Here is a 22,841-nt window from a genome sequence, read left to right as displayed (position 1 = left end):
GGGTCAAATCCTCACTGAACCGCGCCCGCGGGCGTGTTCAACAACACAACGGCAGCCGTCACCAGCAAATTGATCAGGGTCAGCGGCAGGCAGAAGCGCCAGCTGAAATCCATCACCTGGTCATACCGTGGACGCGGAATGGAAGCGCGCAGCAGGATAAACAGCATGATGAAGAACGCGGTCTTCAGTAAGAACCAGAAGATCGCCAGCTGCGGCAGGATGCCGAACGGACCGTGCCAGCCGCCGAAGAACAGCGTGACCAGCAGGGCCGAGATCAAGATGATGCCGATGTACTCACCGACGAAGAACATGCCCCATTTCATGCCGGCATATTCAATGTGGTAACCGTCGGCCAGTTCCTGTTCCGCTTCCGGTTGGTCGAACGGGTGACGGTGAGTCACGGCGACGCCAGCGATGAAGAACGTACAGAAGCCAAAGAACTGCGGAATGATGAACCACAGGTTCTGCGCCTGGTACTCGACGATGTCGCGCATGTTGAACGAGCCGACCTGCACCACGATGCCCATCAGCGCGAGGCCCATGAACACTTCGTAGGACACGGTCTGGGCCGAGGCCCGCAAGCTGCCCAGCAGGGCGAACTTGTTGTTACTGGCCCAGCCGGCGAACAGCACCGCGTAGACCGACAAGCCGGCCATGGCGAAGAAGAACAGCAAGCCGATGTTCAGGTCCGCCACGCCCCAGGTCGGGGTGATCGGGATGATCGAGAAGGCGATCAGCAAGGCGCTCATGGCCACGACCGGTGCCAGGGTGAAGATCACCTTGTCGGCAAACGGCGGGGTCCAGTCTTCCTTGAAGAACATTTTCAGCATGTCGGCAGCGATCTGGAACATGCCGAACGGGCCAACGCGGTTCGGACCGTAACGGTCCTGCCACCAGCCCAGCAGGCGACGTTCGACGAAGCTGAGCAGGGCGCCCGCCACGACCACGGCCAACAGGATCACGATGGCCTTGACGACCGCAATGATCACATCGATGACTTCAGGGGTGAACCAGGTCATTGCGCTGCCTCCTGCAGACCGTCAACGGTTTGGCCAAAGATCGACGGTGGAATACCGGCGATGCCTTTTGGCAGTGCAACCAGGCCGGCACCCAACTCGTCGTTGATGCGCAGCGGCAGACGCAGGGTCTTGCCAGCGACGTTCAGACTGAGCAGGGCACCATCGTTGACGCCGAGACGGTCGGCTTCGGACTTGGCCAGGGACACGTAGGCAGCCGGGATGCGTTCTTGAACCGGTGCGGCTTTGGACGAGGTCTCGTCGCTGCCGAACAGGTGGAAGAACGGCACAACCTGCCAGGTGCCCTGGGCCGGGTTGAACGGACGCGGTACGGCGGCGAACCAGTTCAACGCATCGCCCTGGGGTTCGATCAGGCGGGTGCCCGGGTCGCCAGCGCGGATGTGACCACCGACTTCGTCCTGGAACTTGTTCCAGGCCTGCGGCGAGTTCCAGCCCGGCGACCAGGCAAATGGCACTTGCTGACGCGGCTCGACCGAACCCGAGTAACCTTCCATGGAGAAGGCGAACGCGGTGTCGTTGTCTTGCGGAGTACGCGGTTCATGCACGCTGATGTCGGCCCGCATGGCGGTACGACCGGAGTAGCGCAGCGGCTCACGGGCGAGTTTCATGCCCTTGATGCGGAACGCGGCGGACGGTGCAGCGTCGACGATACGCGCCAGTTGCGGGGCGCTCGCCGCGACGGCTGCGGTGACGTGGTCGAGTTGGGTCCAGTCGATCGGCTGATTGAGCAGAGTCGAGCGCAGGGCATGCAGCCAGCGCCAGCCTTCGTGAACCAGGATGCTGGCGTCCATGTACTTCGGATCGAACACCTGGAAGAAGCGCTGGGCGCGGCCTTCCTGGCTGACCAGGGTGCCATCGCCTTCGGCGAAGGTCGCGGCCGGCAATACCAGGTCGGCACGCTCGCTGGTAGCGGTCTTCTGGTGGTCGGCGACGATCAGCACTTTGGCAGCGTTCAGCGCGGCGTCGACCTTGGCCGAATCCGTGCGGGTGTACAGGTCGTTTTCCAGCACTACCAGGGCGTCGGCTTTGCCGTCGATCACGGCTTGCAGGGCGCTGTCGACGGACTCGCCACCGAGCATGGCCAGGCCGAGGCTGTTGGCTTCCGGCACGATCAGGCTGATGGAACCGTTCTTCTCGCGCAGCTTCAAAGCCTTGGCGATGTTGGCTGCCGCTTCGATCAGCGCTTTGGAACCCAGCGAGGTGCCGGCGATGATCAGTGGGCGCTTGGCCGCCAGCAGGGCGTCGGCGATGCGTTGGGCAAGTGCCATTGCTTCAGCGTCCAGGCCTTCGACGGCCGGCGCGCTGGCGTCAAGGGCGTGGGCCACGGCGAAACCGAGGCGGGCCAGGTCATCTGGCGCTGCGTGTACGCATTCTTCGGCGATGTCGTCGAGCTTGGTTTCGGCCAGGCTGGCGATAAACAGCGGGTTCAGCGCGTGCTGGCCGATGTTTTTCACCGCGGCGTCGAGCCAAGGCTGTACGCGCATGGCGTCGGCCATGGCTTCGGCCTTGCCTTTGACCGACTGGCGCAGCGACAGGGCCATACGTGCGGCGGTCTGGGTGAGGTCTTCACCGAGCACGAAGATCGCATCGTGGTCTTCGATGTCGCGCATGTTCGGCACTGGCAGCGGGCTGTCGTTCAGCACTTGCAGGACCAGGCGGATGCGCTCCAGTTCAGCGGCTTCGATACCGCAGTAGAAGTGCTCGGCGCCGACCAGTTCGCGCAACGCGTAGTTGCTTTCGAGGCTGGCACGCGGCGAACCGATGCCGACGATGTTGCGACCGCGCAGCAGGTCGGCGGCTTTATCCAGGGCTTCGTCGGTGTTCAGCTTCGCGCCGCCGGCCAGCAGTGGCTGGCGTGGGCGGTCTTCGCGGTTGACGTAGCCATAGCCGAAACGGCCACGGTCGCACAGGAAGTACTGGTTGACCGAACCGTTGAAGCGGTTTTCGATGCGACGCAGTTCGCCGTAGCGCTCGCCCGGGGAGATGTTGCAACCGCTGGAGCAGCCATGGCAGATGCTCGGGGCGAACTGCATGTCCCACTTGCGGTTGTAGCGCTCGGAGTGCGTCTTGTCGGTGAACACACCGGTCGGGCAGACCTCGGTGAGGTTGCCGGAGAATTCGCTTTCCAGTACGCCGTCTTCAACGCGACCGAAGTACACGTTGTCGTGGGCGCCGAAGACGCCGAGGTCGGTGCCGCCCGCGTAGTCTTTATAAAAGCGCACGCAGCGGTAGCAGGCGATGCAGCGGTTCATTTCGTGGGAAATGAACGGGCCCAGTTCCTGGTTCTGGTGGGTGCGCTTGGTGAAGCGATAGCGGCGCTCGTTGTGGCCGGTCATCACCGTCATGTCTTGCAGGTGGCAGTGGCCGCCTTCCTCACAGACCGGGCAGTCGTGAGGGTGGTTGGTCATCAGCCATTCGACGACACTGGCGCGGAACGCCTTGGATTCTTCATCGTCGATGGAGATCCAGGTGTTGTCGGTGGCTGGGGTCATGCAGGACATGACGATGCGACCACGGGTGTCGTTCTCGTCGGTGTACTGCTTGACCGCACACTGGCGACAGGCACCGACGCTACCAAGAGCGGGGTGCCAGCAGAAATAAGGGATGTCGAGGCCTAGTGACAGACACGCCTGTAACAGGTTGTCTGCCCCATCGACTTCGAGCGCTTTGCCGTCTACGTGGATAGTGGCCATGGTTCAAAGATCTTCGTTGGCCCGTTGTCAGCGGGCGTGGCTAATGGAATCTTGTTATTCATGTGCATCAACACAGCCTTGACGGCGTCAGCACATGACGAGGCGAAGGGCACGGACCCTTCGCCTGTTTAAGCGTTACGCGCCGACTACGATCGGCCTCGCCAGAGGCGGGACGGCGGCGCTGGTAGGCGCGATGCCGGCTTCGAACTCCGAGCGGAAATATTTGATTGCGCTGCCCAATGGCTCCACGGCGCCCGGTGCGTGAGCACAGAAGGTCTTGCCTGGGCCGAGGAAACCGACCAGCCCCAGCAGGGTATCGATGTCACCCTCGCGGCCTTCGCCTTTTTCCAGCGCCATCAGCAGCTTGACGCTCCACGGCAGACCGTCGCGGCACGGGGTGCAGAAACCGCAGGATTCGCGGGCGAAGAACTGCTCCATGTTGCGCAGCAGCGAGACCATGTTCACGGTGTTGTCCACCGCCATCGCCAGTCCAGTACCCATCCGGGTGCCCACCTTGCCGATGCCGCCGGCATACATCTGTGCGTCGAGGTGCTCGGGGAGCAGGAAGCCGGTACCGGCGCCGCCTGGCTGCCAGGCCTTGAGGGTGTAGCCGTCGCGCATGCCGCCGGCGTAGTCCTCGAACAGTTCGCGCGCGGTCACGCCAAACGGCAGTTCCCACAGGCCAGGGTTTTTGACCTTGCCGGAGAAGCCCATGAGCTTGGTGCCCATGTCTTCACTGCCTTCGCGGGCCAACGATTTGTACCAGTCCACACCGTCGGCAATGATCGCCGGCACGTTGCACAGGGTTTCGACGTTGTTCACGCAGGTCGGCTTGCCCCACACGCCAACGGCGGCAGGGAAGGGCGGCTTGGAGCGCGGGTTGGCGCGGCGGCCTTCGAGGGAGTTGATCAGTGCGGTTTCTTCACCGCAGATATAACGCCCGGCGCCGGTGTGTACGAACAGTTCGAAGTCGAAACCCGAACCGAGGATGTTCTTGCCCAGCAGGCCCGCAGCCTTGGCTTCTTGCACGGCACGGTTGAGGTGCTTGGCGGCGGTGGTGTATTCGCCACGCAGGAAGATGTAGCCGCGGTAGGTTTTCAGCGCGCGGGCGCTGATCAGCATGCCTTCGATCAGCAGATGGGGCAGTTGCTCCATCAGCATGCGGTCTTTCCAGGTGTTTGGCTCCATTTCATCCGCGTTGCACAGCAGGTAGCGGATGTTGATGGATTCGTCTTTGGGCATCAGGCCCCACTTCACGCCAGTGGGGAAGCCTGCGCCGCCGCGGCCCTTGAGGCCAGCGTCCTTCACGGTCTGGACGATATCGTCCTGGGCCATGTCGGCGAAGGCTTTGCGCGCAGCGGCGTAACCGTTCTTGGCCTGGTACTCCTCGAGCCATACCGGCTCGGCATCGTCACGCAGGCGCCAGGTCAGCGGGTGAGTCTCGGGCGACCGCTTGATGCGGTTGGCCGGGCCGAAGGAAGTCAGGGTCATGGGTAGCCCTCGAGCAATTGGGTCACGCCAGCAGGCTGCACGTCACCGAATGTGTCGTCGTCGATCATCAACGCCGGCGCCTTGTCGCAGTTGCCCAGGCAGCACACCGGCAGCAGCGTGAAGCGGCCGTCCGGGGTGGTCTGGCCGAGGCCGATGCCAAGCTTGTTCTGGATCTCGCTGACCACCGACTCGTGACCACCGATGTAGCAGACCATGCTGTCGCATACGCGAATGATATGGCGGCCCACGGGCTGGCGGAAGATCTGGCTGTAGAACGTGGCCACGCCTTCAACGTCGCTGGCGGGGATGCCGAGGATCTCGCCGATGGCGTAGAGGGCGCCGTCCGGCACCCAGCCACGTTCCTTCTGGACGATCTTCAAGGCTTCGATCGACGCCGCGCGCGGGTCTTCGTAGTGATGCAGCTCGTGCTCGATGGCCGAGCGCTCGGTTTCACTCAAGGTGAAACGGTCTGTCTGGATAAGCGTGTTATTCATGCTTAGCGGTCCACGTCGGCCATAACGAAATCGATACTACCCAGGTACGCAATCAAGTCCGCGACCATCTCGCCTTTGATCACCGAAGGGATCTGCTGCAAGTGCGGGAAGCTTGGAGTACGAATCCGGGTGCGGTAGCTCATGGTGCCGCCATCGCTCGTCAGGTAATAACTGTTGATACCCTTGGTCGCTTCGATCATCTGGAAGGATTCGTTGGCCGGCATCACCGGGCCCCACGAAACTTGCAGGAAGTGCGTGATCAGGGTTTCGATGTGCTGCAGCGTGCGCTCTTTCGGCGGCGGCGTGGTCAGCGGGTGATCCGCCTTGTACGGGCCGGCCGGCATGTTGCGCAGGCACTGGTCGATGATCTTGATGCTCTGGCGCATCTCTTCGACGCGGACCATGCAGCGGTCATAGGCATCGCCGTTCGCAGCCAGCGGTACTTCGAATTCGAAGTTCTCGTAGCCGGAGTACGGACGGGCCTTGCGCAGGTCGAAATCGCAACCGGTGGAACGCAGGCCGGCACCGGTGACGCCCCATTCCAGGGCCTCTTTGGTGTTGTAGGCGGCGACGCCGATGGTCCGACCCTTGAGGATGCTGTTGTCCAGGGCGGCCTTGGTGTATTCGTCGAGACGCTTGGGCAGCCAGTCGACGAATTCCTTGACCAGTTTTTCCCAGCCGCGCGGCAGGTCGTGGGCCACACCGCCGATGCGGTACCAGGCCGGGTGCAGGCGGAAACCGGTGATGGCTTCGATGACTTTGTAGGCGCGCTGACGGTCGGTGAAGGTGAAGAACACCGGAGTCATGGCGCCGACGTCCTGGATGTAGGTCCCCAGGAACAGCAGGTGGCTGGTGATCCGGAAGAACTCGGCCATCATGACGCGGATGGTGTCGACGCGGTCGGGCACCTTGATGCCGGCCAGCTTCTCGACCGAGAGCACGTAAGGCAGGTTGTTCATCACGCCGCCGAGGTAGTCGATACGGTCGGTGTACGGGATGAAGCTGTGCCAGGACTGGCGTTCGGCCATCTTCTCGGCACCACGGTGGTGGTAGCCGATGTCCGGCACGCAGTCGACGATTTCTTCGCCGTCCAACTGCAGGATGATACGGAAGGCACCGTGCGCCGAAGGGTGGTTCGGGCCCAGGTTGAGGAACATATAGTCCTCGTTGGTGCCGGAACGCTTCATGCCCCAGTCTTCCGGACGGAAGCGTGCGGCTTCTTCTTCCAGTTGCTGTTTGGCCAGGGTCAGGCTGAACGGGTCGAATTCGGTGGCGCGGGCAGGGTAGTCCTTGCGCAGCGGGTGACCTTCCCAGGTCGGCGGCATCATGATGCGCGACAGGTGCGGGTGGCCCGGGAAGTCGATACCGAACATGTCCCAGACTTCACGCTCGTACCAGCTGGCGTTGGGCCAGATGCCGGTGACGGTCGGCACGCTCAGGTCGCTTTCGGAGAGGGCGACCTTGATCATCACGTCGCTGTTACGTTCGATCGACAGCAGGTGATAGAACACGGTGAAGTCGACGCCGCTCGGCAGCCCTTGGCGCTTGGTGCGCAGACGCTCGTCCACGCCATGCAGGTCATAGAGCATGACGTACGGCTTGGGCAGGTTGCGCAGGAAGGTCAGGACTTCGACGAGCTTGGCGCGCGCCACCCACAGCACCGGCATGCCGGTACGTGTGGCCTGGGCGGTGAAGGCGTCAGGGCCAAAACGGTTATTGAGTTCGACGACCACATCCTGGTCGTCTGCCTTATAAGGCGGGATGTACAGAGCACTGCCTGTAGTCATGGTTTTTTATCGCTTTCGGTCAACGTAAAGAATGAAGCCAGGTTTTCGTTCTATAAAAGAAGCGGCTCTGGATCAGACTTCGTCGGGGCTGCGCAGGTTGGTGACCTGAATACGCTGTTCGCGGCGCTGTTCCTTTTGTGACGGCATCTCGGCGCGGTAAACGCCTTGATCTCCGACAACCCAGGAAAGTGGGCGACGCTCCTTGCCAATCGATTCCTGCAACAGCATCAAGCCTTGCAGAAATGCTTCGGGGCGGGGCGGGCAGCCAGGCACGTAGACGTCCACGGGCAGGAACTTGTCCACCCCCTGAACAACGGAGTAGATGTCGTACATGCCACCGGAGTTGGCGCACGAACCCATGGAGATAACCCACTTCGGCTCGAGCATTTGCTCGTAGAGACGCTGAATGATCGGCGCCATCTTGATAAAGCAGGTACCGGCGATAACCATGAAATCCGCCTGACGCGGCGAGGCCCGGATCACTTCGGCGCCGAAGCGCGCGATGTCGTGGGGCGCCGTGAAGGCGGTGGTCATTTCCACGTAGCAGCAGGACAGACCGAAGTTGTACGGCCACAGGGAGTTTTTACGCCCCCAGTTGACCGCGCCGCTCAGCACGTCTTCCAGCTTGCCCATGTAGATGTTTTTGTGGACTTGGTCTTCTAACGGATCGGAAACGGTTTCCCGTTCGCCGATGGGGTACTGCTCGTTAGGAGCATCCGGGTCGATCCTGGTGAGATTGTATTGCATCGCCAAAGCCTCATTGTTTCAGCTTCGCTTGCCGCTTGCGACGAGCTTCCGGAGCCCAATCAAGGGCGCCCACTCGAAATAGGTAGACAAGGCCTGCCAACAGAATTGCTATGAAAACGAGGGCTTCGACGAATCCGGTCCAGCCGCTTTCGCGGACAGACACAGACCAGGCAAAGAGAAAGAGGGCTTCGATATCGAAGATCACGAAGAGCATCGCGACCAGATAGAATTTGGCTGAGAGCCGCAAGCGGGCGCCACCTGTGGGCAGCATGCCGGACTCGAACGGTTCGTTTTTGCTGCGGCCCCAGGCTTTTGACCCGAGTAGGCTGGAGACGCCGAGCATGAAGGCACAGAGGCCGACAACACCGAGGAGGAAAATGGCAAAGCCCCAGTTGTGGGCCATGAGTCCTGTCGCTTCGGTCATGCTGGTAATCCTTAGCAGAGAGCAAAGGTCTCTGAGCTCGAAAAAGTAACAATGCAGTGACGATATGTCGCAGCGCAATCAATCGCGGTGATTTTATGGCTAAACACCGGGCAAGTAAAATTCATATAGCGAAATTATTCGGTGGAATAAGCACATAGTACGCCTCCGTAGGGCTGCAGCCCTTGAGTTACGGGCATTAGCGGGCTTTTTATCAAATATGTTTTGTTTAACCTGTAACGACGCTTTCATGGTCCAAATGATAATGAATGTTATTTGGGTGGGCGTTAAGCGGGTGGTTGCGGTGTGGTGCAGGAAGTTGTCGTTACTTGCTTGATTACCGCTAGTTGCCGGAGCGCATCTTTTAACTGATTTATCTGAACCAAATACCGCTTTGGATCAATGTTTCACACAAATTCTTCTGGTTGGCCCATTCCTCAATGTGGGAGGGGGCTTGCCCCCGATGGCGGTGGATCAGCAGCAGAGGTATTGACTGGCACACCGTAATCGGGGGGGGCAAGCCTCCTCCCACATGTTTGATCTTTGTGGTGTCAGGGGGGGATTTTCTTCGGGCAAAAAAACGCCCCGAACCAGTCGGGGCGTCAGGTCGTGCGGCATTGCGGTTAGCTGTTTACCGGGGCCGCAATGGCCGTTTGCTCAGTCACTCAGTGGAACTGTTCTTCTTCGGTCGAACCGGTCAGCGCGGTCACGGACGAGGTGCCGCCCTGGATCACGGTGGTCATGTCGTCGAAGTAGCCGGTGCCCACTTCCTGCTGGTGAGCCACGAAGGTGTAACCCTTGGCGGCGTCAGCGAATTCCTGCTCCTGCAGTTTCACGTAGGCGGTCATGTCGTTGCGGGCGTAGTCGTGCGCCAGGTTGAACATGCTGTGCCACATGTTGTGAATGCCGGCCAGGGTGATGAACTGGTGCTTGTAGCCCATGGCGGACAGTTCGCGCTGGAACTTGGCGATGGTCGCGTCGTCCAGGTTTTTCTTCCAGTTGAAGGAAGGCGAGCAGTTGTAGGACAGCAGTTGGTCCGGGTATTCCTTTTTGATCGCTTCGGCGAAACGACGGGCTTCTGCCAGGTCCGGCTTGGCGGTTTCGCACCAGATCAGGTCGGCGTAAGGCGCATAGGCCAGGCCGCGAGCGATGGCCTGGTCGAGACCGGCGCGCACTTTGTAGAAGCCTTCCTGGGTACGTTCGCCAGTGACGAACGGTTGGTCATACGGGTCGCAGTCCGAAGTCAGCAAGTCGGCAGCGTTGGCGTCGGTACGGGCCAGGATGATGGTCGGTGTGCCGGCAACGTCAGCCGCCAGACGGGCAGCGGTCAGCTTCTGTACAGCTTCCTGGGTCGGTACCAGTACCTTGCCGCCCATGTGGCCGCATTTCTTCACCGAGGCCAGTTGGTCTTCGAAGTGAACGCCGGCGGCGCCTGCTTCGATCATGCTCTTCATCAGCTCGTAGGCGTTCAGTACGCCGCCGAAACCGGCTTCGGCGTCAGCCACGATCGGCGCGAAGTAGTCGATGTAGCCTTCGTCGCCTGGGCCTTTACCGGCTTTCCACTGGATCTGGTCGGCGCGACGGAACGAGTTGTTGATGCGCTTGACCACGGTCGGTACGGAGTCCACCGGGTACAGCGATTGGTCGGGGTACATGGATTCAGCGGAGTTGTTGTCCGCTGCCACTTGCCAGCCGGACAGGTAGATCGCCTGGATACCGGCTTTTACCTGTTGGACTGCCTGGCCACCGGTCAGGGCGCCCATGCAGTTGACGAAATCTTTGTCGGGACGGAAGGATGGCTTGGCGCCCTGGGTGACCAGGTTCCACAGCTTCTCGGCGCCGAGTTTTGCAAAAGTGTGCTCAGGTTGAACCGAGCCACGCAGGCGGACGACGTCAGCAGCGGAATAAGCGCGGGTCACGCCTTTCCAGCGTGGGTTTTCAGCCCAGTCTTTTTCAAGGGCTGCAATTTGCTGTTCGCGTGTCAGTGCCATGGAGATAAACCTCGTCGCATAGGTCTGGGTGGAAAATTCCGTTTGCCAGCCACGTATACAGTGCGTGGGCTTGGCTGCTCGCTGACCAGAAGCACAGGTGTTCAAGTCAAGTCTGGCGGGGAAGCGACGGGATGAACGAATGACGAGGGGGGAGTAGGGCAGGTAGGGGCGAACTGCGAACGGTCTTCGGGCGTCGTGGGCCTTGGGGCGATTCATCAGTGTGTAGCCGGGTTACCTGGTTAGCTTCCGTCCCTCGGGACAACTTCGTTCCAGTCGCAACCTCGTCAAACACACCTTGTGGGCGGTACAGACACGAATCGGCTCAGTTGGGTAGCTTAGAGCGACGATCCGAAGGCCCTTGCCAGGGCCTCTGATTAGCGGGAGCGAGGCCATCATGCCCATGCTTTTTTGGATCGTCAAATGTTTTGTAGTGCTTTTTTTCAGGCACTACATCTTTAGTCTTATACGACTCATCAGTCAGTTATCGGTGCTTCAGTTCAAGGTGTCGACTTTAACCCGTAAAGTCAGGTCGTCGCGGCCCTGGGTAGCGTAAGTGCGGGTCGTAGAGGATTTGTCGGCCTGGGTTTCGCGATTGATGCCGGCCAGCGGAATCCACTCGCCCAGGCGGCCGCTGACGGTTGTGTCGGTGCTTTGCACGTTCACTACATCGGGACGCTCCTGGCTCATGCGGTCACGGTTGGTGCTGATCGCCAGGTGTACGGTGTCGCCGGTCACGCTAGCGGTCACGTAGAACCCCTGGGTGACGTTGCGGTATTGGGTCTGGTTCTGCGGGCGGCCGTAGGCATCGGGCTGGGTGGTGGTCAGTGGCACGCTCTGGCCTACCTGGATCAGTGCGGGCACGCCTTCACTGGCCTGGATCTGCTGGATGCCGCCGTCGCGGCTGGCGGTGCCGTAGCTGATGATGCGGGTCTGGCTGTCGCCGCTGCTTTGCTGGTTGTTTTCGTTGGTGTCGACGGTGATCAGCAGGCGCTTGGCCGGTATGTCCAGTTGCGAGAGCAGGGTGCGCAGGTCCTGGATCCTGACGGGGTCGGCATTGACGATCAGTTGATTGCCGTAGGCGCTGACGGTGCCGTCCTTGCCGAGGAAGTTCTGCGCCACGGGCAGCAGGTCGGCGCTGGTGCGGTGGCTCAAATTGACGACTTCGGTGTCGGCCGCCGCTGTGAAGCTGGCGGTCAGGAGGAGGGCGGTGAGCAGGGTGCGTAGGGACATGTCCGTTATCTCTGCGAGTCATAAGGCTTGATAGTGCCAGTTTGTCGGCCTGGCGGGTCGCAAGTTGAATCGTAGACGGCAAAACACCCTGGCATCGGTGGATGGCAGGGTGTTTTGGGGTGCTGTTGGTAATGCTATCGGGGGCAAGCCCCCTCCCACACTTGACGGCATTCCAAGGGGCGCTCTCGGTCAAAATGTGGGAGGGGCAAGCCCCCTCCCACACTTGACGGCATTCCAAGGGACGCTCTCGGTCAAAATGTGGGAGGGGCAAGCCCCCTCCCACACTTGACGGCATTTCAAGGGACGCTCTCGGTCAAAATGTGGGAGGGGCAAGCCCCCTCCCACACTTGACGGCATTCCAAGGGATGCTCTCGGTCAAAATGTGGGAGGGGGCTTGCCCCCGATAGCAACGACGCGGTCCCGGATCAGCCCTCGCGCACCATATCGACGTGCGGAATCCCGACTTCAAGGAATTCCTCGCTGACGATCTTGAAGCCCAGTCGCTCATAGAACGGCGCGGCATAAACCTGCGCACTGAGGAACTGTTTATTCTGGCCGCGCTTCTCGGCTTCGCCAATCACGGCTTCCATCAGCTTGTCGCCGACTTTAAGCCCGCGCCAATCCTTGAGGACCGACACGCGGCCGATCTCGCCGCTGGGCAGCAGGCGCGCGGTGCCAATCGGAAAGTCGCCCTCGAACGCGAGGAAATGCACGGCGTCCGCGTCGTCTGCGTCCCATTCCAGTTCGGGTGGGACCGATTGTTCGGCGATAAATACCGCTTCACGAATGCGCCGAATCTCGGCGATATCCTTATGCCAGTTCGCGACATTGACGTGAATCTTATTCATCGGCAAACCCCAGGCTTCCCTGCTTGACCAGCTCGCACAGCAGGTCGCGGGCATCGTCGTCCGCCAGCCATTCGCTCAGGTTGTCGATGTGCAGGGCGTCGGCTGCGCAGATCATTTTCAGCAGTTCGCGCAGCTTGCCCGGCAGGTAACGGCTCTGGCCGCTGGCGAACAGCAGCAGGTCGTCGTCGACTTCGGACCAGGCCATGCGCGCGCTTGGGTTGCGGATCAATACGCCGCCATCTTCCAGGCTGCCGACCACGTCTTCTTCCAGCAGCTCTTCCGGGCCGGCGACCAGTTCCGGGTAGCGCGGCTCGGTCATGAACTGGCCGAACCAGGTCAGCAGCATGCGCTCGTCGCTCATGTGCTCGGCCAGCAGGCTCTTGAGGCGGTCGAGGGCATCGCTCTGGATCTGGTGTGGATCGCTGGCCGGTTGGATGTCGGCGTCGGTGTAACGCTCTTCGTCGGTCAGGTACTGGCTGAGGAAGTCGGTGAAGTGGGTCAGTACTTCGGCGGCGCTTGGCGCGCGGAAGCCGACCGAGTAGGTCATGCAGTCATCTTCGGCAATGCCATAGTGGGCCAGGCGTGGCGGCAGGTAGAGCATGTCGCCTGGTTCCAGCACCCATTCGGCGATCTCTTCGAATTCGGCGAGGATGCGCAGGTCGGCGTGTTGCAGCATCGGGCTGTCAGAGCTGCACATCTGGCCGATCTTCCAGTTGCGCTTGCCATGGGCTTGCAGCAGGAACACGTCGTAGTTATCGAAGTGCGGACCCACGCTGCCGCCGGGCGCGGCGAAGCTGATCATCACGTCGTCGATGCGCCAGCTGGGCAGGAAGCGGAACTGTTCGAGCAGTTCGGCGACTTCCGGCACGAACTGGTCGACCGCCTGCACCAGCAGGGTCCACTCGCGCTCGGGCAGGGTGCTGAAGGTGTCTTCGGCGAACGGGCCGCGGCGCAGTTCCCACGGACGCTCGCCGTGTTCGATCACCAGGCGCGACTCGACTTCTTCTTCCAGGGCCAGGCCGGCCAGTTCATCGGCGTCGATCGGGCTTTCGAAATCAGGAATGGCCTGACGGATCAGCAGCGGTTTTTTCTGCCAGTAGTCGCGCAGGAATTCCCGTGCCGTGATGCCGCCCAGAAGTTGAAGAGGGATATCAGGATTCATGTGTAACCTATTGAAAAAAAGCACTTTTCAGACTGGAATAAAAACGCCCGGCGCGGCCGGGCGTCTCAAAGGGGCTTGCGATGATCAGATGCGTTTGGCTTGGGCCACGGCGTTGCCGATGTAGTTGGCCGGGGTGAGCAGTTTCAGCTCGGCCTTGGCAGCGGCGGGCATGTCCAGGCCGTCGATGAAAGTTTGCAGTGCTTCAGGGCTGATGCCTTTGCCGCGCGTCAACTCTTTGAGCTTCTCATACGGGTTTTCGATGTTGTAGCGGCGCATCACGGTCTGGATCGGTTCGGCCAGAACTTCCCAGCATGCATCCAGGTCAGCGGCGATTTTCTGCTCGTTGAGTTCCAGCTTGCTGATGCCTTTGAGGCTGGCTTCGTAGGCGATCACGCTGTGGGCAAAGCCCACGCCGAGGTTGCGCAGTACGGTGGAGTCGGTCAGGTCGCGCTGCCAGCGGGAGATCGGCAACTTGCTGGCTAGGTGCTGGAACAGGGCGTTGGCGATGCCGAGGTTGCCTTCGGAGTTTTCGAAGTCGATCGGGTTGACCTTGTGCGGCATGGTCGACGAACCGATTTCGCCGGCAATGGTGCGCTGTTTGAAGTAGCCCAGGGAGATGTAGCCCCAGACGTCACGGTCGAAGTCGATCAGGATGGTGTTGAAGCGCGCAATCGCGTCGAACAGCTCGGCGATGTAGTCGTGCGGTTCGATCTGCGTGGTGTACGGGTTGAAGCCCAGGCCCAGTTCGTCTTCGATGAAGGCGCGGGCGTTGGCTTCCCAGTCGATCTCCGGATAGGCCGACAGGTGGGCGTTGTAGTTGCCCACGGCGCCGTTGATCTTGCCCAGCAGCGGGACGGCCGCCACTTGAGCGATCTGGCGCTCCAGGCGATACACCACGTTGGCCAGTTCTTTGCCCAGGGTGGTCGGCGAGGCCGGTTGACCGTGGGTGCGCGACAGCATCGGCACAGCGGCGAAGCGGATCGCCAGTTCGCGGATGGCTTCGGCGGTCTGGCGCATCAGCGGCAGCATCACCTCATCACGGCCTTCGCGCAGCATCAGGGCGTGGGACAGGTTGTTGATGTCCTCGCTGGTGCAGGCGAAGTGGATGAATTCGCTGACGTTGGCCAGTTCCGGCAGCTTGGCCGCTTGCTCTTTGAGCAGGTATTCGATGGCTTTGACGTCGTGGTTGGTGGTGCGCTCGATCTCTTTGACACGCTCGGCGTGCTCCAGAGAGAAGTTTTCCGCCAGGGTGTTCAATACCGCGTTGGCTTCGGCGGAGAACGCCGGCACTTCACTGATGGCAGGGTGAGCGGCCAGGCGCTGGAGCCAGCGCACTTCAACCAGTACGCGGGCACGGATCAGGCCGTATTCACTGAAAATCGGGCGCAGGGCCTGGGTCTTGCCGGCGTAGCGGCCGTCAACAGGGGAAACCGCAGTGAGCGAAGAGAGCTGCATGGGGTGTTCTCGGACAGTCGGGCAACGAAATGGGGCGCGTATCATACATGAAAAAATCCGCCGGTCCGTTGCCAACTGACCGGCGTATTACGCGTAACGGCTTGAAAATAGCCCGTGGCTGCGACTTATTCGTTGCGCATCAACGGGTAAAGCTCTTTGAGCAATTTGCGACGGCTGATGACCAACTGCCAACGATGACCGCCCAACTGGCGCCACAACCGCGCCGAGCGGATACCGGCCAGAAGCAGGGCGCGGATCTTCGAGGCGTTGTTCGGTTGTTGCAGGTTGCGCATGTCGCCATGCACCTGGATGCGCTGGCGCAATGTGCTCAAGGTGTCCTGATACAGCGCGCCGCAGGCGGCGATGACGTTTTCGTGGGCCGGGCCGAAGTGTTCAACCTGGGACTGGATCTGCGGCAGGCGCTTGCCGATGATCTCCAGCAGGTCGTCACGCTTGGCCAGTTGGCGCTCGAGGCCGAGCATCGACAGGGCGTAGCGCAGCGGTTCGCGCTGCAAGGTGCTCGGGTCGCGCTCCAGTGCGCCGACCAGTGCGCGGTAGCCTTCACGCAGCGCCAGGTCGTCACCGCCATAGACTTCCAGGGTGTCCTTGGGGTCGCGAACCAGCAGGCTGCCGAGCATGCAGGTCAGGCCGGCCTCGGTAACCTGGCCGGTCTTGGCGATCTTGTCCACCAGCACGGCGGCGAGGAAGACCCCGCCGAGCGCGGTCAATTGCTCCTGGGTCGGGCTCATGCCGGGTTGCTCCAGGGTTCGGCGACTTCAATCACGCCGCCCCCCAGGCACACCTCGCCATCGTAGAACACCACGGACTGGCCAGGCGTGACCGCGCGCTGCGGGTCATCGAAAGTGGCGCGGTAACCGTCGGCGGTTTTTTCCAGGGTGCAGGGCTGGTCGCTCTGACGATAGCGCACCTTGGCGGTCAGGCGGCGCGGCGCGCTCAGGTCCACCGGGTTGACCCAGTAGATATCCGAAGCGAGCAGTGCGCGGGAGAACAGCCATGGGTGGTCATTGCCCTGGCCGACGATCAGTTCGTTGTGCTCCAGGTCCTTGACCAGCACGTACCAGGGCTCGTCGCCGGCGTCTTTCAAGCCGCCGATGCCCAGGCCCTGGCGCTGGCCGATGGTGTGGTACATCAGGCCGTGATGGCGGCCGATGACCTCGCCTTCGGTGGTTTTGATCTCGCCCGGTTGCGCTGGCAGGTATTGCTTGAGGAAGTCGCTGAAGCGGCGCTCGCCGATAAAGCAGATCCCGGTGGAATCCTTCTTCTTGGCGGTGGCCAGGTCGTGCTGCTCGGCGATCCGGCGCACTTCGGGCTTTTCCAGTTCGCCGACCGGGAACAGGGTCTTGGCGATCTGTTCGCCGCCAACGGCGTGCAGGAAGTAGCTCTGGTCCTTGTTGGGGTCCAGGCCCTTGAGTAGTTCGGTGCGCCCGTCGATGTCACGACGGCGCACGTAGTGGCCGGTGGCAATCAGGTCGGCGCCGAGCATCATGGCGTAGTCGAGGAACGCCTTGAACTTGATCTCGCGGTTGCACAGGATGTCCGGGTTCGGCGTGCGGCCTGCCTTGTATTCGGCCAGGAAGTGCTCGAACACGTTGTCCCAGTACTCGGCGGCGAAGTTGGCGGTGTGCAGCTTGATGCCGATCTTGTCGCACACGGCCTGGGCATCCGCCAGGTCGTCCATGGCGGTGCAATATTCCGTTCCATCGTCTTCTTCCCAGTTCTTCATGAACAGGCCTTCCACCTCATAACCCTGCTCCATGAGCAGAACGGCGGAAACGGAAGAATCCACGCCGCCGGACATGCCGACGATGACGCGCTTCTTTTGTGTGTCAGAAGGGGCTGGATCACGCATAGGGTTTCAACGGGTGTCTTGAAAAAGGACGCGATTCTAACAGGCCCAAGCCTTCAAGGCTAAAGAGAAGGTCGGATCAATTCGAGACTGTGGCGAAAGCCGGCCAGATAATCATCGATACACCGGATGATCAGCTCACTGCGCCAGGCGTCGCGCAGGCCCATCAGCTCGTCACGGCTCAGCCAGCGGGCGCGCACGATGCCGTCGTCAAGTTGATAGTCCGGGCGGTGTTTCAGCGCCTTGGCGGTGAAGCAGACCCTCTGGTAGGTCACGCCGTTGCTCGGCGCGGTGTACAGGTAGATGCCGACGATGCCGGTGGCTTCGACGTCCCAGCCGGTTTCTTCGAGGGTTTCACGCACGGCGGCTTCGGTCAGGGTTTCGTGCGGGTCGAGGTGGCCGGCGGGCTGGTTGAGCACGGCGCGGCCGCCCTTGAGTTCTTCGACCATCAGGAAGCGGCCGTTGTCTTCGACGATGGTGGCGACGGTGATGTGGGGTTGCCAGGTCATTGGATGCCTCTCGATTCTGAGTGCGGTGCGGTCTTCAGGCAGGATTGCAGTCGGTGTGGGAGGGGGCAAGCTCCCTCCCACATTTGAATCCGGTTTATTCGCTGGAAACACAAACCCCGGCACGGGGCCGGGGTTTGTTTGCATCCTTACAACCTTACTTCAGCTTGGCAATTGCCGCGTTGAGGGTGTTGCTCGGGCGCATGACTTTGCTGGTCAGCTCCGGGTTCGGCGCGTAGTAGCCGCCGATGTCCACTGGCTTGCCCTGTACGGCGTTGAGCTCGGCAACGATGGTTGCCTCGTTCGCGGCGAGGGTCTTGGCCAGTTCGCCGAATTGCGCTTGCAGCGCGGTGTCTTCGGTCTGTGCGGCCAGGGCTTGGGCCCAGTACAGCGCCAGGTAGAAGTGGCTGCCGCGGTTGTCGATGTTGCCGACTTTGCGCGATGGCGACTTGTTGTTGTCGAGGAACTGGCCGGTGGCCTGGTCCAGGGTCTTGGACAGCACCAGGGCTTTCGGGTTGTTGTAAGTCACGCCCAAATGCTCAAGCGATGCGGCCAGGGCCAGGAACTCGCCCAGGGAATCCCAACGCAGGAAGTTTTCTTCCAGCAGTTGCTGCACGTGCTTGGGTGCCGAACCGCCAGCGCCGGTTTCGAACAGACCGCCACCGTTCATCAGCGGCACGATCGACAGCATCTTGGCGCTGGTGCCCAGTTCCATGATTGGGAACAGGTCGGTCAGGTAGTCGCGCAGTACGTTACCGGTCACCGAGATGGTGTCCAGGCCCTTGCGGGTGCGCTCCAGGGTGAACTTCATCGCGTCGACCGGCGACATGATGCGGATGTCCAGGCCGTCGGTGTTGTGGTCTTTCAGGTAGGTCTGGACTTTCTCGATCACCGCACCGTCATGGGCGCGCTGTGGGTCCAGCCAGAAGATGGCCGGGGTGTTGCTGGCGCGGGCGCGGTTGACGGCGAGTTTGACCCAGTCCTGGATCGGCGCGTCTTTGGCCTGGCACATGCGGAAGATGTCGCCGGCTTCGACGGCCTGTTCCATCAGCAGGTTGCCCTTGCTGTCGGTAACGCGGACGACGCCGTCAGCCTTGACCTGGAAGGTCTTGTCGTGAGAGCCGTACTCTTCGGCTTTCTGTGCCATCAGACCAACGTTTGGCACGCTGCCCATGGTGGTCGGATCGAACGCGCCATTGGCCTTGCAGTCTTCGATGACGGCTTGGTAGATGGTGGCGTAGCAGCGATCTGGGATCACGGCCTTGGTGTCGTGCAGCTGGCCGTCGGTGCCCCACATTTTGCCGGAGTCACGGATCATGGCCGGCATCGAGGCGTCGACGATCACGTCGCTCGGCACGTGCAGGTTGGTGATGCCTTTGTCGGAGTTGACCATCGCCAAGGAAGGGCGAGCGGCGTAGACCGCCTGGATATCGGCTTCGATCTGCGCTTGCTGCTCGGCCGGCAGGGCCTTGATGCGAGCGTACAGGTCGCCGATGCCGTTGTTCAGGTTGAAGCCGATCTGCTCCAGCACGGCGGCGTGCTTGGTCAGGGCGTCTTTATAGAACTCGGCAACGATCTGGCCGAACATGATCGGGTCGGAGACCTTCATCATGGTGGCTTTCAGGTGAACCGACAGCAGTACGCCTTGTTTCTTGGCGTCTTCGATTTCAGCGGCGATGAAGCTGCGCAGGGCGTTCTTGCTCAGCACGGAGCTGTCGATGATTTCGCCAGCTTGTACGGAAGTCTTTTCCTTCAGTACGGTCGCGGTGCCGTCTTTAGCGATCAGTTCGATTTTGACCGCGTCGGCTGCCTCGATCTGTACGGCTTTTTCGCTGCCGTAGAAGTCGCCGTGGCTCATGTAAGCGACGTGGGACTTGGAGTCGGCAGCCCAGGCGCCCATCTTGTGCGGGTGCTTGCGTGCGTAGTTCTTGACCGACAGCGGTGCGCGGCGGTCGGAGTTGCCTTCGCGCAGTACCGGGTTCACGGCGCTGCCCTTGATCTTGTCGTAACGTGCACGGGTTTCTTTTTCCGCGTCGGTGGTTACGGTTTCCGGGTAGTCCGGCAGGGCGTAGCCCTTGGCTTGCAGTTCTTTGATCGCCGCCTGCAGTTGAGGCGTCGAGGCGCTGATGTTAGGCAGCTTGATGATGTTGGCTTCAGGCGTAACGGCCAGGGCGCCCAGTTCGGCGAGGTGGTCCGGGACGGCTTTGGTGCCCAGTTGCTCGGGGAAGCTTGCGAGGATGCGCCCGGCGAGGGAGATGTCGCGGGTTTCCACGGCAATATCAGCGGAAGCGGTGAAGGCCTCTACGATAGGCAGCAGTGAATAGGTGGCGAGGGCTGGTGCTTCGTCGGTGAAGGTGTAGATGATCTTCGAGCGGGTGGGCATATTCGGATTAACTCTCTTCTTTGCTGAAAGCGTGCGCAGAAACTCGAGATGCGCCGGGTAGAGCGCGTTCGTTCAAAGTCATCCATGAGCGAAAGGTCGAGGTTTCTTCGCGGTGATGTTGGGTTGCATCAGTCGAGCGTCAAGCGGGTGGACTATTGTTTAGTCCGGCTTTTCTGGCGCTGGGCGCTGCTTTCTATTGAAGAAGCAGGCGGTCGGCCGTCGTGACTCTTTGGTCAGCGGCGGCATTATACATAGGTCGCTATGCTTACGCCGAGCCTTCATACAAAAGGTGGGTCGTCCATTGGTCTAAAGGTCGCAGGGACCAAGTTGCGCCTAAAGTCGCATGATGTGCTCAAGATTGGCGCTTTTCCCTTTGCTTTCAAGCTTGTAGGCGACTAAATATGCTGTTTTCGATGCAAATGAGCGTGGTGTGAGGTTTAAGTCGTCATTTATCTGGAGTAGGCTCGAACGCAGCCAGATGTTCAATCCATAGATGGAGTTCAGCATGGGATACAAGAAGATTCAGGTTCCGGCAGTCGGCGACAAAATCACCGTCAATGCAGACCATTCTCTCAATGTTCCTGACCAACCGATCATCCCTTATATCGAAGGTGACGGTATCGGTGTCGACATCAGCCCAGTGATGATCAAGGTGGTCGACGCCGCTGTTGAAAAAGCTTACGGCGGCAAGCGCAAGATTTCGTGGATGGAAGTTTACGCCGGTGAGAAGGCAACCCAAGTCTATGACCAGGACACCTGGCTGCCCCAGGAAACCCTGGACGCGGTGCGCGATTACGTAGTCTCCATCAAAGGCCCGCTGACCACGCCGGTCGGTGGTGGCATCCGTTCGTTGAACGTGGCCCTGCGCCAACAACTCGACCTGTATGTGTGCCTGCGCCCGGTGCGCTGGTTCGAAGGCGTGCCGAGCCCGGTCAAAAAGCCTGGCGACGTGGATATGACCATCTTCCGTGAAAACTCCGAAGATATTTACGCCGGGATCGAGTGGAAAGCCGGTTCGCCGGAAGCGATCAAAGTGATCAAGTTCCTCAAGGAGGAAATGGGCGTCACCAAGATCCGCTTCGACCAGGATTGCGGTATCGGCATCAAGCCGGTGTCCAAAGAGGGCACCAAGCGCCTGGCGCGCAAGGCCCTGCAATATGTCGTGGATAACGACCGCGAGTCGCTGACCATCGTACACAAAGGCAACATCATGAAGTTCACCGAAGGTGCCTTCAAGGAATGGGCCTACGAAGTGGCGGCTGAAGAATTCGGCGCAACCCTGCTCGATGGCGGGCCGTGGATGCAGTTCAAGAACCCGAAGACCGGCAAGAATGTCGTGGTCAAGGATGCGATTGCCGATGCCATGCTGCAGCAGATCCTGCTGCGTCCGGCTGAATATGATGTGATCGCGACCCTCAACCTCAACGGTGATTACCTGTCTGACGCCCTGGCGGCGGAAGTCGGTGGTATCGGCATTGCGCCGGGCGCCAACCTGTCCGACACCGTGGCAATGTTTGAAGCCACCCACGGTACCGCGCCGAAATATGCCGGTAAGGACCAGGTCAACCCGGGTTCGCTGATCCTGTCGGCGGAAATGATGCTGCGCCACATGGGCTGGACCGAAGCGGCCGATCTGATCATCAAGGGCACCAATGGCGCTATCTCGGCCAAGACCGTGACCTATGACTTCGAGCGCCTGATGGAGGGCGCGAAGTTGGTGTCGTCGTCGGGCTTTGGCGATGCGCTGATCTCGCACATGTAAACACGCAGGCATAAAAAACGGCCACTCCAATGGGTTGGGTGGCCGTTTTTTATTTGCATGCTTCTCGCTTGGCAGTGAATCAGGCCGTTAGCTTCTTTTCTTTTTGAGCGGCGGATACAACGGGTTTTGCAGGTGTAGTGATCGTGCTTGCACAGATGTTCACGGCGTGCAGCCCTTTCGGTCCTTGAATGATCTCAAAGCTCACAGCTTGGCCCGCTTTCAGCGTTTTGTAGCCATCCATATGGATCGCTGAATAATGCGCAAAAAGGTCCTCGGTCTTACCTTCTTCATTAATGAAGCCGTAACCCTTGGCATTGTTGAACCATTTGACCTTGCCACTGATCTTGACGCCAGACATACCCATATCCCTCTGCACCAGACTCCATCACTGGAGTATCATCCAGTTTATCCGTCCTAACCCGAATAAATAAGGTTGACTGCGCGGACCTTTTTTACCCACTGTGGGTTCTATTGGTTGTAACACCGATTTGCCGATAGTCAAGGTGACCGAACGGTCGGAGTTGAAATTCTGACAGGTCGCCCCCACCACTGTATTTGAACCACTGACGAACCTTTCTTTCCATGCATGCAATCAGCCAGATTCGACTAACATTCAATCAGGATCGACCGGATCACGAGCACGATGACGACGGTTCTGCAGGCATTGCTGTTCAGGAGGCCAAGCCTGCTCTACAGGCGCCGCCGATGTACAAGGTGGTTTTGTTCAACGATGACTACACACCGATGGATTTCGTGGTCGAAGTACTCGAGGTGTTTTTTAACCTGAACCGCGAGTTGGCGACCAAGGTAATGCTGGCCGTTCACACAGAAGGACGGGCAGTATGTGGAGTGTTTACCCGCGACATCGCCGAGACAAAGGCCATGCAGGTCAACCAGTACGCCAGGGAAAGCCAGCATCCGCTACTCTGTGAAATCGAGAAGGACGGTTAACGCCGACCACTTGGGT

Annotated in this window: 19 protein-coding genes; 2 read left to right on the top strand and 17 right to left on the bottom strand. The window is 60.4% G+C overall.

The window, feature by feature from the left end:
* Window positions 1-11: 11 nt before the first annotated feature.
* The 16 genes from nuoH to JN756_RS19170 all read right to left on the bottom strand — a co-directional run bounded on the left by nuoH (window position 12) and on the right by JN756_RS19170 (window position 20,112).
* Complete coding sequence (gene nuoH, locus JN756_RS19245) at window positions 12-1,019, bottom strand: NADH-quinone oxidoreductase subunit NuoH (RefSeq protein WP_017848062.1); 1,008 nt, start codon at window positions 1,017-1,019, stop codon at window positions 12-14.
* Complete coding sequence (nuoG, locus tag JN756_RS19240; protein WP_046485048.1) at window positions 1,016-3,730, bottom strand: NADH-quinone oxidoreductase subunit NuoG; 2,715 nt, start codon at window positions 3,728-3,730, stop codon at window positions 1,016-1,018. Before nuoG ends, nuoH begins: the two co-directional genes overlap by 4 nt.
* Before the next feature lie 135 nt (window positions 3,731-3,865).
* Window positions 3,866-5,221, bottom strand: a complete 1,356-nt coding sequence (gene nuoF / locus JN756_RS19235; RefSeq protein ID WP_108525107.1) for an NADH-quinone oxidoreductase subunit NuoF — start codon at window positions 5,219-5,221, stop codon at window positions 3,866-3,868.
* Entirely contained in the window at window positions 5,218-5,715 is a 498-nt protein-coding gene (nuoE, locus tag JN756_RS19230; RefSeq protein WP_017848059.1) for an NADH-quinone oxidoreductase subunit NuoE, read from the bottom strand. Before nuoE ends, nuoF begins: the two co-directional genes overlap by 4 nt.
* Before the next feature lie 2 nt (window positions 5,716-5,717).
* Complete coding sequence (gene nuoC / locus JN756_RS19225) at window positions 5,718-7,502, bottom strand: NADH-quinone oxidoreductase subunit C/D (RefSeq protein ID WP_017848058.1); 1,785 nt, start codon at window positions 7,500-7,502, stop codon at window positions 5,718-5,720.
* A gap of 72 nt (window positions 7,503-7,574) precedes the next feature.
* Complete coding sequence (locus JN756_RS19220; protein WP_003219572.1) at window positions 7,575-8,249, bottom strand: NuoB/complex I 20 kDa subunit family protein; 675 nt, start codon at window positions 8,247-8,249, stop codon at window positions 7,575-7,577.
* Between the two features lie 10 nt (window positions 8,250-8,259).
* Window positions 8,260-8,673 carry an NADH-quinone oxidoreductase subunit A gene (locus JN756_RS19215; RefSeq protein ID WP_003219575.1) on the bottom strand — a complete coding sequence of 138 codons (414 nt, stop codon included), beginning with the start codon at window positions 8,671-8,673 and terminating at the stop codon, window positions 8,260-8,262.
* 662 nt (window positions 8,674-9,335) lie between these two features.
* Complete coding sequence (gene aceA, locus JN756_RS19210; RefSeq protein WP_024076175.1) at window positions 9,336-10,661, bottom strand: isocitrate lyase; 1,326 nt, start codon at window positions 10,659-10,661, stop codon at window positions 9,336-9,338.
* A 492-nt stretch (window positions 10,662-11,153) separates the two neighbouring features.
* Window positions 11,154-11,891, bottom strand: a complete 738-nt coding sequence (locus JN756_RS19205) for a secretin N-terminal domain-containing protein (RefSeq protein WP_017848056.1) — start codon at window positions 11,889-11,891, stop codon at window positions 11,154-11,156.
* A gap of 425 nt (window positions 11,892-12,316) precedes the next feature.
* Window positions 12,317-12,739, bottom strand: a complete 423-nt coding sequence (locus tag JN756_RS19200) for a GNAT family N-acetyltransferase (RefSeq protein ID WP_017848055.1) — start codon at window positions 12,737-12,739, stop codon at window positions 12,317-12,319.
* Complete coding sequence (locus tag JN756_RS19195) at window positions 12,732-13,901, bottom strand: ribosomal protein uL16 3-hydroxylase (RefSeq protein ID WP_017848054.1); 1,170 nt, start codon at window positions 13,899-13,901, stop codon at window positions 12,732-12,734. Before JN756_RS19195 ends, JN756_RS19200 begins: the two co-directional genes overlap by 8 nt.
* 84 nt (window positions 13,902-13,985) lie before the next feature.
* Window positions 13,986-15,356 carry an adenylosuccinate lyase gene (purB, locus tag JN756_RS19190; RefSeq protein ID WP_046382910.1) on the bottom strand — a complete coding sequence of 457 codons (1,371 nt, stop codon included), beginning with the start codon at window positions 15,354-15,356 and terminating at the stop codon, window positions 13,986-13,988.
* A gap of 125 nt (window positions 15,357-15,481) precedes the next feature.
* A complete protein-coding gene (gene hflD / locus JN756_RS19185) occupies window positions 15,482-16,105 on the bottom strand; it encodes a high frequency lysogenization protein HflD (protein ID WP_201021179.1) in 624 nt (207 codons plus the stop codon).
* Complete coding sequence (gene mnmA, locus JN756_RS19180; RefSeq protein WP_079444191.1) at window positions 16,102-17,226, bottom strand: tRNA 2-thiouridine(34) synthase MnmA; 1,125 nt, start codon at window positions 17,224-17,226, stop codon at window positions 16,102-16,104. The genes hflD and mnmA overlap by 4 nt, the downstream gene beginning before the upstream one ends.
* 59 nt (window positions 17,227-17,285) lie before the next feature.
* Window positions 17,286-17,732 carry an NUDIX hydrolase gene (locus JN756_RS19175; RefSeq protein ID WP_017848050.1) on the bottom strand — a complete coding sequence of 149 codons (447 nt, stop codon included), beginning with the start codon at window positions 17,730-17,732 and terminating at the stop codon, window positions 17,286-17,288.
* Window positions 17,733-17,886: 154 nt separating this feature from the next.
* Window positions 17,887-20,112 carry an NADP-dependent isocitrate dehydrogenase gene (locus JN756_RS19170; protein WP_017848049.1) on the bottom strand — a complete coding sequence of 742 codons (2,226 nt, stop codon included), beginning with the start codon at window positions 20,110-20,112 and terminating at the stop codon, window positions 17,887-17,889.
* 505 nt (window positions 20,113-20,617) lie between these two features.
* Here JN756_RS19170 and icd point away from each other — a divergent pair.
* Window positions 20,618-21,874 carry an NADP-dependent isocitrate dehydrogenase gene (icd, locus tag JN756_RS19165; protein ID WP_026140163.1) on the top strand — a complete coding sequence of 419 codons (1,257 nt, stop codon included), beginning with the start codon at window positions 20,618-20,620 and terminating at the stop codon, window positions 21,872-21,874.
* A gap of 79 nt (window positions 21,875-21,953) precedes the next feature.
* Here icd and cspD read toward each other — a convergent pair whose 3' ends face one another.
* The gene (gene cspD, locus JN756_RS19160; protein WP_201021178.1) at window positions 21,954-22,232 is read right to left on the bottom strand and encodes a cold shock domain-containing protein CspD; all 279 of its coding nucleotides are present in this window, start codon (window positions 22,230-22,232) and stop codon (window positions 21,954-21,956) included.
* Window positions 22,233-22,456: 224 nt separating this feature from the next.
* Here cspD and clpS point away from each other — a divergent pair, with 224 nt between their 5' ends.
* Window positions 22,457-22,825: an ATP-dependent Clp protease adapter ClpS gene (gene clpS, locus JN756_RS19155; protein WP_010567912.1), complete on the top strand. Its 369-nt coding sequence runs from the start codon at window positions 22,457-22,459 to the stop codon at window positions 22,823-22,825.
* Window positions 22,826-22,841 lie beyond the last annotated feature (16 nt).

The sequence above is a fragment of the Pseudomonas sp. Y39-6 genome (assembly GCF_023651955.1).
Lineage (GTDB): Bacteria > Pseudomonadota > Gammaproteobacteria > Pseudomonadales > Pseudomonadaceae > Aquipseudomonas > Aquipseudomonas veronii.
This window is presented reverse-complemented; position numbering and strand designations above follow the sequence as displayed.